The sequence below is a fragment of the Paraburkholderia sp. JPY419 genome (assembly GCF_050435705.1).
Classification (GTDB): Bacteria; Pseudomonadota; Gammaproteobacteria; order Burkholderiales; family Burkholderiaceae; genus Paraburkholderia; species Paraburkholderia youngii.
Genome location: NZ_JBNDKV010000004.1, coordinates 722,146 through 736,053, shown reverse-complemented (window position 1 = coordinate 736,053; position 13,908 = coordinate 722,146). Strand labels below are relative to the sequence as shown.

The window sequence follows — 13,908 nt, the reverse complement described above, 5'->3', positions numbered from 1 at the left end:
CGAGCTGTGCACGGACTACTTTGTTTTGTCGGTATCTGGACTTCAGTGGATTGAATTGGAGGACTAACTATTTTTGCTTCTTTTTAGGTCTGACGTGAGTTGACTCTTTTGCGGGTGCGGGCAAGGAGATGGAGACGAGTGTCTTTGCTCCCAAAAGAAATTCGCAGAAGGGCTTGACGGGTTGTCGATCGCTCTCCATAATCTCGTTTCTCTGCTGCAGACGCAGCGACGCAAACGAAGCAGTGCCGGGTGGTGGTAGTTCCGGCGTTGCGGGTTGGGCGGATCGATCTTTAAAAACTAACAGCCGATAAGTGTGGGCGCTTGATGCGGAATGCGGCGGCGGATCCGTATGGATCTGCTGCAAGGCAAAAGTATCAGAAGCCTCACACAGTATTAGAGGAAGGTTTATCTGTCGAAAGACGGATGGATCATCGTCAGTACGTTGAGTGAGCGACCGGTTCGTCAGCAGGAAACTGCGGAACCGAAAACAGTAACAGGTTTGAACTGAAGAGTTTGATCCTGGCTCAGATTGAACGCTGGCGGCATGCCTTACACATGCAAGTCGAACGGCAGCACGGACTTCGGTCTGGTGGCGAGTGGCGAACGGGTGAGTAATACATCGGAACGTGTCCTGGAGTGGGGGATAGCCCGGCGAAAGCCGGATTAATACCGCATACGCTCTGTGGAGGAAAGCGGGGGATCTTTCGGGACCTCGCGCTCAAGGGGCGGCCGATGGCAGATTAGGTAGTTGGTGGGGTAAAGGCCTACCAAGCCGACGATCTGTAGCTGGTCTGAGAGGACGACCAGCCACACTGGGACTGAGACACGGCCCAGACTCCTACGGGAGGCAGCAGTGGGGAATTTTGGACAATGGGCGCAAGCCTGATCCAGCAATGCCGCGTGTGTGAAGAAGGCCTTCGGGTTGTAAAGCACTTTTGTCCGGAAAGAAAACCTCGTGGCTAATATCCGTGAGGGATGACGGTACCGGAAGAATAAGCACCGGCTAACTACGTGCCAGCAGCCGCGGTAATACGTAGGGTGCGAGCGTTAATCGGAATTACTGGGCGTAAAGCGTGCGCAGGCGGTGCTGTAAGACCGATGTGAAATCCCCGGGCTTAACCTGGGAACTGCATTGGTGACTGCAGCGCTGGAGTATGGCAGAGGGGGGTGGAATTCCACGTGTAGCAGTGAAATGCGTAGAGATGTGGAGGAACACCGATGGCGAAGGCAGCCCCCTGGGCCAATACTGACGCTCATGCACGAAAGCGTGGGGAGCAAACAGGATTAGATACCCTGGTAGTCCACGCCCTAAACGATGTCAACTGGTTGTCGGGCCTTCATTGGCTTGGTAACGTAGCTAACGCGTGAAGTTGACCGCCTGGGGAGTACGGTCGCAAGATTAAAACTCAAAGGAATTGACGGGGACCCGCACAAGCGGTGGATGATGTGGATTAATTCGATGCAACGCGAAAAACCTTACCTACCCTTGACATGGATGGAATCCTGGTGAGAGCCGGGAGTGCCCGAAAGGGAGCCATCACACAGGTGCTGCATGGCTGTCGTCAGCTCGTGTCGTGAGATGTTGGGTTAAGTCCCGCAACGAGCGCAACCCTTGTCCCTAGTTGCTACGCAAGAGCACTCCAGGGAGACTGCCGGTGACAAACCGGAGGAAGGTGGGGATGACGTCAAGTCCTCATGGCCCTTATGGGTAGGGCTTCACACGTCATACAATGGTCGGAACAGAGGGTTGCCAAGCCGCGAGGTGGAGCCAATCCCAGAAAACCGATCGTAGTCCGGATCGCACTCTGCAACTCGAGTGCGTGAAGCTGGAATCGCTAGTAATCGCGGATCAGCATGCCGCGGTGAATACGTTCCCGGGTCTTGTACACACCGCCCGTCACACCATGGGAGTGGGTTTTACCAGAAGTGGCTAGTCTAACCGCAAGGAGGACGGTCACCACGGTAGGATTCATGACTGGGGTGAAGTCGTAACAAGGTAGCCGTATCGGAAGGTGCGGCTGGATCACCTCCTTTCCAGAGCTATGCATTCAGTGCATTCAAGTGCTCACGCTTATCGGCTGTGGTTTAGAGAAGCAACGCAGACAGACTCAGGGGTCTGTAGCTCAGTCGGTTAGAGCACCGTCTTGATAAGGCGGGGGTCGATGGTTCGAATCCATCCAGACCCACCATCTTTGTCTGCTGGTGCTGACTGGGACACCCTTGAGTCGGGTATGACCGGGGGATTAGCTCAGCTGGGAGAGCACCTGCTTTGCAAGCAGGGGGTCGTCGGTTCGATCCCGTCATCCTCCACCAATCCTCAATGCGCAGGGTTCTGCCTGAAGGCAGAGCGTTGCGCATTGGCGATTGAGCCAGTCAGAGCGGTACACGACTCAATCGTGATATCGGCTGTCGTTCTTTAACAATCAGGAAGAAGTAGTAAAGAGATTCACGAAAGCGTACCTGGAGATGGGTATGCGAGTAGGTGAATCAGGGTTGTGATTGTATCGATGTATTTTAAGGGAATCGAGAGATTGCCTTTGGAATACGGCGCAACACGAATACTCAACCTGTAGCGGCATGTGATCTGCGGTGAGCAATCATTGAGACACACCCGTTATAGGGTCAAGCGAACAAGTGCATGTGGTGGATGCCTTGGCGATCACAGGCGATGAAGGACGCGGTAGCCTGCGAAAAGCTCCGGGGAGCTGGCAAACGAGCTTTGATCCGGAGATGTCCGAATGGGGAAACCCACTCCTAATGGAGTATCCGTAGCTGAATCCATAGGCTACGTGAAGCGAACGCGGTGAACTGAAACATCTAAGTAACCGCAGGAAAAGAAATCAACCGAGATTCCCAAAGTAGTGGCGAGCGAAATGGGATGAGCCTGTACTCTTTATTCTCATTGTTAGTCGAACGCTCTGGAAAGTGCGGCCATAGCAGGTGATAGCCCTGTAGACGAAAACAGCGGGAAAGAACTGGGTGTACGAGAAGTAGGGCGGGACACGTGAAATCCTGTCTGAAGATGGGGGGACCATCCTCCAAGGCTAAATACTCGTGATCGACCGATAGTGAACCAGTACCGTGAGGGAAAGGCGAAAAGAACCCCGGGAGGGGAGTGAAACAGATCCTGAAACCGCATGCATACAAACAGTCGGAGCCTCTGCGAAGGGGTGACGGCGTACCTTTTGTATAATGGGTCAGCGACTTACATTCAGTGGCGAGCTTAACCGATTAGGGCAGGCGTAGCGAAAGCGAGTCCGAACAGGGCGTCCAGTCGCTGGGTGTAGACCCGAAACCAGGTGATCTATCCATGGCCAGGTTGAAGGCACGGTAACACGTGCTGGAGGACCGAACCCACTAACGTTGAAAAGTTAGGGGATGAGCTGTGGATAGGGGTGAAAGGCTAAACAAACCTGGAAATAGCTGGTTCTCTCCGAAAACTATTTAGGTAGTGCCTCGTGTATCACCTTCGGGGGTAGAGCACTGTCATGGTTGTGGGGTCCATTGCGGATTACTACGCCATAGCAAACTCCGAATACCGAAGAGTGCAATCACGGGAGACAGACATCGGGTGCTAACGTCCGGTGTCAAGAGGGAAACAACCCAGACCGCCAGCTAAGGTCCCCAAATATGGCTAAGTGGGAAACGAAGTGGGAAGGCTAAAACAGTCAGGAGGTTGGCTTAGAAGCAGCCACCCTTTAAAGAAAGCGTAATAGCTCACTGATCGAGTCGTCCTGCGCGGAAGATGTAACGGGGCTAAGCCATATACCGAAGCTGCGGATGCACATTTATGTGCATGGTAGGAGAGCGTTCCGTAAGCCTGCGAAGGTGCACTGGAAAGTGTGCTGGAGGTATCGGAAGTGCGAATGCTGACATGAGTAGCGATAAAGGGGGTGAAAGGCCCCCTCGCCGTAAGCCCAAGGTTTCCTACGCAACGTTCATCGGCGTAGGGTGAGTCGGCCCCTAAGGCGAGGCAGAAATGCGTAGCTGATGGGAAGCAGATTAATATTTCTGCACCATTGTGAAATGCGATGGGGGGACGGATCGCGGAAGGTTGTCCGGGTGTTGGAAGTCCCGGTCGCTGCATTGGAGAGGGTGCCCTGGCAAATCCGGGCACAGGACTCAAGGGTGTGGCGCGAGCTTCTTCGGAAGCGAAGCAACTGGAAGGGGTTCCAGGAAAAGCCTCTAAGCTTCAGTTTCACAGTGACCGTACCGCAAACCGACACAGGTGGGCGAGATGAGTATTCTAAGGCGCTTGAGAGAACTCGGGAGAAGGAACTCGGCAAATTGGTACCGTAACTTCGGGATAAGGTACGCCCTGGTAGCTTGACTGGCCTGCGCCAGGAGGGTGAAGGGGTTGCAATAAACTGGTGGCTGCGACTGTTTAATAAAAACACAGCACTCTGCAAACACGAAAGTGGACGTATAGGGTGTGACGCCTGCCCGGTGCCGGAAGATTAAATGATGGGGTGCAAGCTCCTGATTGAAGTCCCGGTAAACGGCGGCCGTAACTATAACGGTCCTAAGGTAGCGAAATTCCTTGTCGGGTAAGTTCCGACCTGCACGAATGGCGTAACGATGGCCACACTGTCTCCTCCCGAGACTCAGCGAAGTTGAAGTGTTTGTGATGATGCAATCTCCCCGCGGCTAGACGGAAAGACCCCATGAACCTTTACTGTAGCTTTGCATTGGACTTTGAACCGGTCTGTGTAGGATAGGTGGGAGGCTGTGAAGCGTGAACGCCAGTTTGCGTGGAGCCGTCCTTGAAATACCACCCTGATCTGTTTGAGGTTCTAACCTTGGTCCGTGATCCGGATCGGGGACAGTGCATGGTAGGCAGTTTGACTGGGGCGGTCTCCTCCCAAAGTGTAACGGAGGAGTACGAAGGTACGCTAGGTACGGTCGGAAATCGTGCTGATAGTGCAATGGCATAAGCGTGCTTGACTGTGAGACTGACAAGTCGAACAGGTGCGAAAGCAGGTCATAGTGATCCGGTGGTTCTGTATGGAAGGGCCATCGCTCAACGGATAAAAGGTACTCTGGGGATAACAGGCTGATACCGCCCAAGAGTTCATATCGACGGCGGTGTTTGGCACCTCGATGTCGGCTCATCTCATCCTGGGGCTGTAGCCGGTCCCAAGGGTATGGCTGTTCGCCATTTAAAGAGGTACGTGAGCTGGGTTTAAAACGTCGTGAGACAGTTTGGTCCCTATCTGCCGTGGGCGCTGGATATTTGAAGGGGGCTGCTCCTAGTACGAGAGGACCGGAGTGGACGAACCTCTGGTGTACCGGTTGTCACGCCAGTGGCATCGCCGGGTAGCTATGTTCGGAAGAGATAACCGCTGAAAGCATCTAAGCGGGAAACTCGCCTTAAGATGAGATATCCCCGGGGCTTCGAGCCCCTTGAAGGGTCGTTCAAGACCAGGACGTTGATAGGTCAGGTGTGCACGTACAGTAATGTACTGAGCTAACTGATACTAATTGCCCGTAAGGCTTGATCCTATAACAGGTGTGTCTCGACAACCGTTAGCGCTTTAGCGCTTACGGGTGTCCGATCCCCGAAGGGGATGAAGACATGCAGTTTGAGATCGGTGTTGTGCCAGAAACAACACAACCCCAAAAACACGAATCCTTTACGCTTCTTCCCGATTGGCTGTGGCGCCGGGTTGACCCCAACCCGACTGCGACGCAGCAACCCGTCATGCCTGATGACCATAGCGAGTCGGTCCCACCCCTTCCCATCCCGAACAGGACCGTGAAACGACTCCACGCCGATGATAGTGCGGATTGCCCGTGTGAAAGTAGGTAATCGTCAGGCTCCCCCAAAAGCCAGAAACCCCACCGCCCAGCGGTGGGGTTTTTGCGTTTGCGCGGTCAATTCCGCGCGCTTCACTACTTTCCGATCCGCAGCGCATCCGCGTAACCCGTGAGTTCCAAATAGGCCCGCCCTACATAGGCATTCTGTTGACTCACTCGCACCGCGCCTTCCCAATACACCGCGCCGGTCGACTGTCGTGAGTCGAGTTCCTGATCGTCCATCAGCGGATCGAGTCGCCATGTCAGAGTTCCGGCTCTAACCGTCATCGATACCGGGTACAAAGTATTTGTGCGCGGCGACCGCCACATGCGATGCGGCGTGAACGAAACTTCGCCGGGGCCGAAATTCCTTACTTGGCCATCGCGTCTGCGAAGCGTCGCGTGGGCCCATGTTGCATGTCCATCGCGGCTACGGATCTTGAATGCCATGAGCGCCGACCCGTCCGTCAAATTGGCGCCGAGCCAATCCCATCCGACCGCATTGGCGTCGAGCAATGTGCTCGACCATTCGTGATCGAGCCATGCGGTGCCCGTCACGGCAGCATTGCGCGTCGAGTCGTTTGCACCCGCGGCCGGGCGCACCACAGTGCCCGTCACGCTGAGTTGCGGTTCGCTGTAGTAATAGCTTGCCTGTTCGGGACGCGGTCCTTTGCGCGAGTAGCCGCGTTCGCCCTGAATCAGCGGTGGCTGCGTTGGCGTGAGCTGCAGGTGTAGCGAGAATCCGCTTGCGTCGGCGGTGACGTCGTAGTGACCGTCCGCGGCGCGAATCATTTTCCATGCGTCGAGTTTGACGTTGGTGTTGTCGGGCTTCGCGTAGGAAAGCCCGAGACCTTGCCGGGCGATGCGTTGATCGTGAACGAGGTGGCCGATGGCCGGATCGCTCAGCGCAGCGTGCGCAATGATCAGTTGCGAGGGGGCGAAGGCGCTGGGGTCGGTGGCATCGTGACCAGTCGCCGAACGGAAGAACGTGATCTGGAATCCGAGCGGTTGGTGGTCGGGTGTCGTGAGCCAGCCCGTCGCGTACCACCATTCGGTGCGGAATTCCGGATGGGCACCGGTGTCCCGCGGAAACGAGATCAGATGTTCTGGCGTGACTACCGCGAAGGTGGCCGGCGTGGATGCAGAGGAGTCGCTGCTAGCGGCAAAAGAGGGCGACGCAGCGGCTATGCCAACGCAAAGTAGGCTCCGAAAAGTTCGATGAGGGTATGGGAGTGAAGATTTGCTGGTACTCCAAAGCAATCGCATCCCCCACGCACGCCGCACAACTCGCATCACCAGTCCTCCTTCACCGCGCGCACGGCATCCACCGACACCGCACCCCGTCCCGCTACCACCGCCGTCGTGCACGACAGCACTAGCATCACCAACGCGACCGTGCCCAGCACGAACCACGGCACATGCAGCGACATGCTCCAGTGAAACGACTGCGGATTGACGACGAACACGAGAATCAGGCTGATCGCGAAACCAAGCGCGAAACCCAGCGCAATGCCGGATGCGGTGAGCAGGCCGCCCTCCGATGCGAGGATCGCAAAAATCTGCGCGCGCGTCACGCCGACGTGGCGCAACATCCCGAACTCGCGGGTGCGCGCGAGCGTCTGCGCGGAAAAGGTCGCGGCGACACCGAACAAGCCGATCACGATGGCCACCGCCTCGAGCAGATACGTAACCGCGAAACTGCGATCGAAGATGACCAGCGTGCGCGCACGGATCTCCCCCGGTTGCGACATCTCGAGCGAAGCGCCGAACGGCAACGCCTTCAAACTTGCGACGACGCGTTCGACACTCACGCCCGGCTCGACAGTCACCGCGACATCGGTTGCGGTGGAGTCGCCGGTGAGCCGCCGATAATCGTCAAGCCGTATCTGAATCGCGCCGCTCTGCCGCGCATAGTCGCGCCAGACGCCGGCGACGACGAACATCTGACCATGTTCGCCGAGCGGCAACCGCACGTGTTGACCTGACTGATACCCATACAGGTCGACCATTGCTTCCGAAACCCAAATAGGTTTGTCTCCGGTGCGAAGCGCGGACGCCGACAGCACCGCGCCGGTCATCTGCAGGGTCGCACCCGGATCGGCCGCATCGATCTCGCGGGCGAGCAGCGAGACGTCCGGGCGGGCGGGATCGAGCGTCAGATGCGTGATGCGCGAAAACGCAGCGTGGCGGATGCCGGGGACCGTCGCGATGCGCGTCTGTTGGTCGGGCCGCAAGCCGCCACTGTCGCCGCTATTGCCGCCGGAGGTTAGGCGCACATAGAGATCCGCGGACAGCAGATGCGTGATCCAGTCGTCGACGGATACGCGGAAACTGGCCACCATGATCGCCATCGCGACGATCAGCGCGAAGCTCGACAGCACGCCGCCCATCGCGATCGAGGCCTGCCCCGGCGCATTCGCGAGACGCGCAATCGCGAGCGTAGTCGTCGCGCCCGCGCGGCGTCGCGTGGCGCGCGCGCGACTCGCCGCGCCGAAAATCAGCGCGGTCACGCGCGGCATCAATGCAATGCCGCCGACGAGCAGCAGCGCGACCGCCAGATAGCCAGCAATCGGCGCATCGAACCACGGCGGCACGCGCGTCAGCGCGGCGGCCGCCAGCAAACAGCCGAACGCCGGCCACGGCGTCGCGAGCCGCGCCAGCGCGGTTTCCTCGGCGCCGGCCTTGAGTGCCGCGGCAGGCCGTGCGCGTGCCGCGTCGATGGCGGGCGCGACGCTGCCCAACACCGACACCGCGACCCCGAGCGCGAGAAACACCGCGCTCGCGAGCGGCTCGAAACCGACTCGCGGTTGCACACCCGGAAAATAGCCGCCGCCAAGATCGCTGCCGAAAAAGCGCAGCGCACCGCTTGCCATCGCGTAGCCGAGCGCAAGTCCAAACAACGAACCGAGTAGCCCGAGCAGCGCGCCTTCGAGCAGAATCTGCCGCAATAGCTGAGCTCGCGTGAGGCCGAGCACGCGTAGCATTGCGAACTGCGAGCGGCGTCGCACGACACCGAGCGCCTGCGTCGAAAACACGAGGAACGCGCCTGTGAACAGCGCGACCAGCGCGAGCACGTTCATGTTGATCCGGTAAGCACGCGACAGACGATCGGTGCGGCTCTCAGTGTCGCGGGTCTCGGCGACTACCCACGCGCCGCCGAGCCGCTGTTGCAGACGGCGTTTGAAGCGTTGCCGATCGACACCGCGTTCGAGTTGCACGTCGACGCGCGACAGCTTGCCCACCTTGCCGAACCGCCATTGCGCGGCGGCGATGTCCATCACCGCGAGCCGTTGACCCGGCCGCGTGCGCACGAGCCCGCCCGCGACGCGCAACTGCAGATCCGAGGTGCCGACCCGCAGCGTCACGTCGTCGCCGGTCTTGACGTTCAGCCATTGCTGCGCGGCCGTCGACAGAAATATCGCATCGGAGGCGAGCGTGTCGAACGGGCGCTCAGGCGAGGGTACGCCGATCAGATCGGGCGTGATCCGGCTCGCCTTGAAGACGTCGATGCCGAGAACGGGCAGTGCACCATTGCGGCCGGGCACCGCGACGTCGAGCGCGAGCACGGGACTCGCCAGCGCCACGCTCGGCTCGTTGGCCAACTGCGGATAAAGGGACTCGTCGACGAAAGGCTGCGCGCCGCGCACTTGCAGATCCGCTTCCCCGGACAGACTGCGCGCGGCCGCGGAGAATTCATTGAAGGCCGCGCTGTTGATCAATTGCACCGCGTAGCCGAGCGCGACGCCGAGCGCGATCGTCGCGATTGCGACGAGTGCGCGTCCGCGATGGCTGCGCCATTCCGCGGCCAGTAGCCAGCGTGCGAGAACGCGATAGCCGGGCGCGCGCGGCAGTGGCTGAAGGTCAGCTGCCATCGTCGGTCGAGCGGGCCGCGGCGTGCGCGACGTTCGCGGCTTTATCGCGCGCGGCATGCAAGCCGCCGTCGCTCAGGATCAACACCCGGTCGGCCACGGCTGCCGCGGCTTCCGAATGCGTGACCATGATCGTCGCCGCGCCGGTCGCCTTGCTTTGCGCGCGGAACAGGCCGAGTACGTCGTGCGCGGTCGCGGGATCGAGGTTGCCGGTGGGTTCGTCGGCGAGAAGCAGCGTTGGACGATGCACGAGCGCGCGTGCAATGGCTACGCGCTGCAATTCGCCACCGGAGAGATCGCGCGGAAAGTCGTCGCCGCGTCCGCCGAGGCCAACCGCCGCGAGCATGTCGAGCGCGGCGGCCGTCGGCAGATCGTTGAGCAGCAGTGGCAGCGCGACGTTCTGCGCGAGCGTCAGATGCGGCAGCACATGAAACGCCTGGAATACGAAGCCGAGCTTCTGGCGGCGCAGACGCGTCGCCGCGTTATCGTCGAGTTGCTCGACCGGGCGTCCGTCGATCAGCACACTGCCGCTATCGGCGCGGTCGAGTCCGGCGATCAGGTTGAGCAACGTCGACTTGCCAACGCCCGAGTCGCCCATGATCGCGACGAACTCTCCCGCAGCGAGCGTGAAGTCGAGCTGCGCGAGCACGATGCGGCCGGTGCCGTACCGCTTGCTTAGGCCGCGGCATTCGAGTGCGGGTACGACGTCGTCGTCACGAAGCGCCATGCGAGGAGGTCCGGAAAAGGGGCCGGGCGAGGGGCGCCGGCCAGGCGAAGTGAGTGTGCCTCGCCGCGCGAATTTCCGCAGCAGCTACCAGGCCAAACGCTGTTTTTGCGTAAGGTAAATGGAAGATTGGCGCGCCTCGGTGGCACAGTTTTAGCGCATCTTGATCCGATGCGCTCGGCCTCGTTGCCCCTGTTCGCCGGTCGTTTCGGACAGCCCGGACAAAAAAATTTTTTGTCGTCGACAACGCAAATTCTTGTTCAAATGCGGGTGTCGCCGCCAAAGGACGGTCCAGCAGGATCCGTTCCAGCTGATCCGGCCACACAAACAGGCGATGCCTAAAAGCGGCCAACCTCTGGCTAACTGCCGGCTTTTGCTGCCAAATTATCGAGAGTCTACGGGTCCTTTGTAATCAAGTGAAAACGCACATTTTGATCCGTTTTGCAAGCGTCCAAGTTGCAACAATCTAATCCGAAGGGATTTGTTCGCTGCTGCGATGCAAAATTATTCTTATCTTGGTAATCTCCCACCCTCGGTCGGTCGGCTGCGGGTAAACGTGTAGCGGGAAACCCCTCCACGCGTCAATTTCAGCGCACTCCAACTTACATTTCAATTTCAATGCCTGCTGTTTTGGCGGCATTGACGCAGCGTTTTGTACTTCAAGTTTTGACAGAGCACATGCCATTGCCTCTCCTAAGTCTTCTCATCTGGATTCCCATCGTCGCCGGCTTCGTGGTTCTGCGCGCCGGGTCCGACGCGGCGCGTAATCGTACGCGCTGGCTCGCGCTGATCGGCGCGGTGGCGGGCTTCTTGCCGGTGATCCCGGTCGTGGCGAATTTCCGCAACGACGTGACCTCGATGCAGTTCGTCGAGAACGTCCGCTGGTCGCCGACGTTCGATATCGCATGGCATGTGGGAATCGACGGGATTTCGCTGTGGCTCGTCGCGCTGACCGCGCTGACGACGATCATCATCGTGATCGCGTCGTGGGAGTCGATCACCCAGCGTACCGCGCAGTACTACGGCGCGTTCCTGATGCTGTCGGGTTTCATGCAGGGCGTGTTCACGTCGCTCGACGGCATGATGTTCTTCATTGCATTCGAGGCGACGCTGATCCCTCTGTATCTGCTGATCGGCACGTACGGTCACACGAACCGCACTTATGCGGCGGTGAAGTTCTTCTTCGTGTCGTTCCTCGGCTCGCTGATGATGCTGATGTCGCTGCTATATCTGTATAGCCAGACGCACAGCTTCGATCTCGCCGTGTGGCGCGAAGCGCATCTCGACATGGTGCCGCAGACGCTGATCTTCCTCGGCTTCCTCGCCGCGTTCGGCGTGAAGGTGCCGATGTGGCCGCTGCACACGTGGCTGCCCGACGTGCACCTCGACGGTCCCACCGGCGCCGCGGTGATGATCGGCATGCTGAAGATCGGCGGCTACGGTCTGCTGCGTTTTGCGCTGCCGATCGCGCCGCAAGCGAGCCACTTCTTTGCGCCGATGATGATCACGCTGTCGCTCGTCGCGGTGATCTATTCGAGCCTGCTCGCGCTCGTGCAAACCGACATGCGGCGCCTGCTCGCGTATTCGACGGTCGCGCATATGGGCCTCGTCACGCTCGGTCTGTTCGTCTTCAACCGCTTCGGCCAGGGCGGCGCAATCGTGCAGATGATCTCGTATGGCGTGGTGTCCGGCGCAATGCTGTTGTGCACTGGCATGCTCTACGACCGCACGAAAAGCGCATCGATCGCCGAATACGGTGGCGTCGCCAACACGATGCCGCGTTTTGCCGCTTTCGTGATGCTGTTCTCGATGGCCAACATCGGTCTGCCGGGCACGTCGGGCTTCGTCGGCGAATTCATGGTGCTGATGGGCGCGATCCGCTTCAACTTCTGGATCGGCACGATCGCCGCGACCACGCTGATCCTGAGCGCGGCCTACACGCTGTGGATGTATAAGCGCGTGATCTTCGGCGCGATCGCCAATGCGCGCGTCGCGAATCTGAAGGACCTCGGCAAGCGCGAGTTCGCGCTGCTCGGTGCGTTGGCGTTGCTGGTGCTCGCGATCGGTCTCAATCCGAAGCCGTTTACCGATGCGATCGATCCGTCGGTCGGCACGCTGCTAGCGCAATCCGAACGCTCGGCGCTTCCTTCTGACAACGTGCCGGCCGAAGCTGGCGAGCATCTGCAGGCGGCGGCGCCCGGACCGGCACCCGTCGCCACGCACAATCCGGGTTAAAAGAACAGAGCGCAAGAACCGTTGTCGCATCCGCGCGTCAGGATGCGGCGACGCTTTTGCGCTTTTGCGCGTCGCTACGAATCCCTTTGTGAATGCATGCTCGACGAAGTACTGCGAAACCGCTGCGCGTCCGGCGGTTTTCCAGTGCTTATTTGAAGGGGATCTTGCGACGCGTCAACTTTTCGATGCTTCGTTTTGAAGCGTCGCAAACGACGCTGGTGAATAGGGTGTGCGGGGAATGCGGCAACGTGTCGCACTGCGGCGGGATGCAATAGATCGTTGCAAATTCGAGTGTTTATTAGCATTCGATGCCCCCCTATTATGCGAGCGCTTATTACTGGAGAGCCGTCGAATGACGTTCGTTGAAGTCAAAAAAACGAGGCAGTGGATATGAAAGGACGGGCGCTGGGAAGGCCGGCAAGTTTCATTTCCGCCGGCCTCATGTTGCTGCTTTCGGGTTGCAGCAACCTCGATATTCTGAATCCGAAGGGGAGTGTGGGACTCGCGGAGCGTGATCTGATCGCGACTTCGGTGTGGGCCATGCTGATTGTCGTGGTGCCGGTCATTCTGATGACACTGTTTTTCGCGTGGCGTTATCGCGCGTCGAACAGAAACGCTGAATACAAACCGGGGTGGACGCATTCCACCGCGATCGAAGTCGTCGTCTGGACGATTCCGGCGCTGATCATTTTGTTCCTCGCCGTGTTGACGTGGAAGAGCACGCATGAACTCGACCCGTATCGTCCGCTCGAGTCGCAGATCAAGCCGATCAACGTCGAAGTCGTCGCGCTCGACTGGAAGTGGCTGTTCATCTATCCGGACCTCGGTATCGCATCGGTGAACCAGCTCGCGATCCCGGTCGGCACGCCGGTGAACTTCCGGATTACGTCGGACACGGTGATGAACTCATTCTTCATCCCGCAGTTGGGCGGCCAGATCTACGCGATGGCAGGCATGCAGACTCGCCTGCACCTGATCGCCGATCACACCGGCGACTACGCCGGCCTCGCGGCGAACTTCAGCGGCAAGGGCTTCTCGGACATGAAGTTCCGTACGCTCGCCTGGTCGCCTGAAGAATTCAACGCCTGGGTTGAGAAGGTGCGCGCTTCGTCGGACCGCCTCGACATGGACCGCTATCACGCGGTGTCGGAGCCGAGCGAAAAGGACCCTGTGCGGTACTTCTCGACCGTCGATCCGAAGCTCTTCAACAACATCATTGCCAAATACAACAACGGCAACGTCATCGACAACATGAAAGACGCCAACTGTGCGCCTAAGGGGTAA

Annotated in this window: 5 protein-coding genes, 2 tRNA genes and 3 rRNA genes; 7 read left to right on the top strand and 3 right to left on the bottom strand. The window is 59.1% G+C overall.

Annotated elements, in window-relative coordinates; translation table 11 throughout:
- Positions 1 to 501 precede the first annotated feature (501 nt).
- From QFZ91_RS31880 to rrf, 5 genes are all read left to right on the top strand, one after another.
- A 16S ribosomal RNA gene (locus tag QFZ91_RS31880) occupies positions 502 to 2,034 on the top strand.
- Positions 2,035 to 2,112: 78 nt separating this feature from the next.
- Positions 2,113 to 2,189, top strand: a tRNA-Ile gene (locus QFZ91_RS31875).
- A 48-nt stretch (positions 2,190 to 2,237) separates the two neighbouring features.
- A tRNA-Ala gene (locus tag QFZ91_RS31870) sits at positions 2,238 to 2,313 on the top strand.
- A gap of 307 nt (positions 2,314 to 2,620) precedes the next feature.
- Positions 2,621 to 5,502, top strand: a 23S ribosomal RNA gene (locus tag QFZ91_RS31865).
- 202 nt (positions 5,503 to 5,704) lie between these two features.
- Positions 5,705 to 5,818: ribosomal RNA gene (gene rrf / locus QFZ91_RS31860) — 5S ribosomal RNA — on the top strand.
- The 16S, 23S and 5S rRNA genes sit together here with 2 tRNA genes alongside, the layout of an rRNA operon.
- A gap of 74 nt (positions 5,819 to 5,892) precedes the next feature.
- Here rrf and QFZ91_RS31855 read toward each other — a convergent pair.
- The 3 genes from QFZ91_RS31855 to QFZ91_RS31845 are packed head-to-tail and all read right to left on the bottom strand — an operon-like array spanning position 5,893 to position 10,392.
- A complete protein-coding gene (locus QFZ91_RS31855; protein WP_429569626.1) occupies positions 5,893 to 7,089 on the bottom strand; it encodes a lipocalin-like domain-containing protein in 1,197 nt (398 codons plus the stop codon).
- Positions 7,089 to 9,668 carry an FtsX-like permease family protein gene (locus tag QFZ91_RS31850; RefSeq protein ID WP_429569625.1) on the bottom strand — a complete coding sequence of 860 codons (2,580 nt, stop codon included), beginning with the start codon at positions 9,666 to 9,668 and terminating at the stop codon, positions 7,089 to 7,091. Before QFZ91_RS31850 ends, QFZ91_RS31855 begins: the two co-directional genes overlap by 1 nt.
- Positions 9,658 to 10,392, bottom strand: a complete 735-nt coding sequence (locus QFZ91_RS31845) for an ABC transporter ATP-binding protein (RefSeq protein WP_184228599.1) — start codon at positions 10,390 to 10,392, stop codon at positions 9,658 to 9,660. The genes QFZ91_RS31850 and QFZ91_RS31845 overlap by 11 nt, the downstream gene beginning before the upstream one ends.
- Before the next feature lie 675 nt (positions 10,393 to 11,067).
- Here QFZ91_RS31845 and QFZ91_RS31840 point away from each other — a divergent pair.
- The gene (locus tag QFZ91_RS31840) at positions 11,068 to 12,624 is read left to right on the top strand and encodes a complex I subunit 4 family protein (protein ID WP_429569624.1); all 1,557 of its coding nucleotides are present in this window, start codon (positions 11,068 to 11,070) and stop codon (positions 12,622 to 12,624) included.
- 390 nt (positions 12,625 to 13,014) lie between these two features.
- Positions 13,015 to 13,908 carry a ubiquinol oxidase subunit II gene (gene cyoA, locus QFZ91_RS31835; protein ID WP_429569623.1) on the top strand — a complete coding sequence of 298 codons (894 nt, stop codon included), beginning with the start codon at positions 13,015 to 13,017 and terminating at the stop codon, positions 13,906 to 13,908.

Excerpts from the sequence above, each read along its gene's own strand:
- QFZ91_RS31855 (WP_429569626.1), bottom strand. The coding sequence starts at position 7,089 with ATGCGAGTTGTGCGGCGTGCGTGGGGGATGCGATTGCTTTGGAGTACC.
- QFZ91_RS31850 (WP_429569625.1), bottom strand. The coding sequence starts at position 9,668 with ATGGCAGCTGACCTTCAGCCACTGCCGCGCGCGCCCGGCTATCGCGTT.
- QFZ91_RS31845 (WP_184228599.1), bottom strand. The coding sequence starts at position 10,392 with ATGGCGCTTCGTGACGACGACGTCGTACCCGCACTCGAATGCCGCGGC.
- QFZ91_RS31840 (WP_429569624.1), top strand. The coding sequence starts at position 11,068 with ATGCCATTGCCTCTCCTAAGTCTTCTCATCTGGATTCCCATCGTCGCC.
- cyoA (WP_429569623.1), top strand. The coding sequence starts at position 13,015 with ATGAAAGGACGGGCGCTGGGAAGGCCGGCAAGTTTCATTTCCGCCGGC.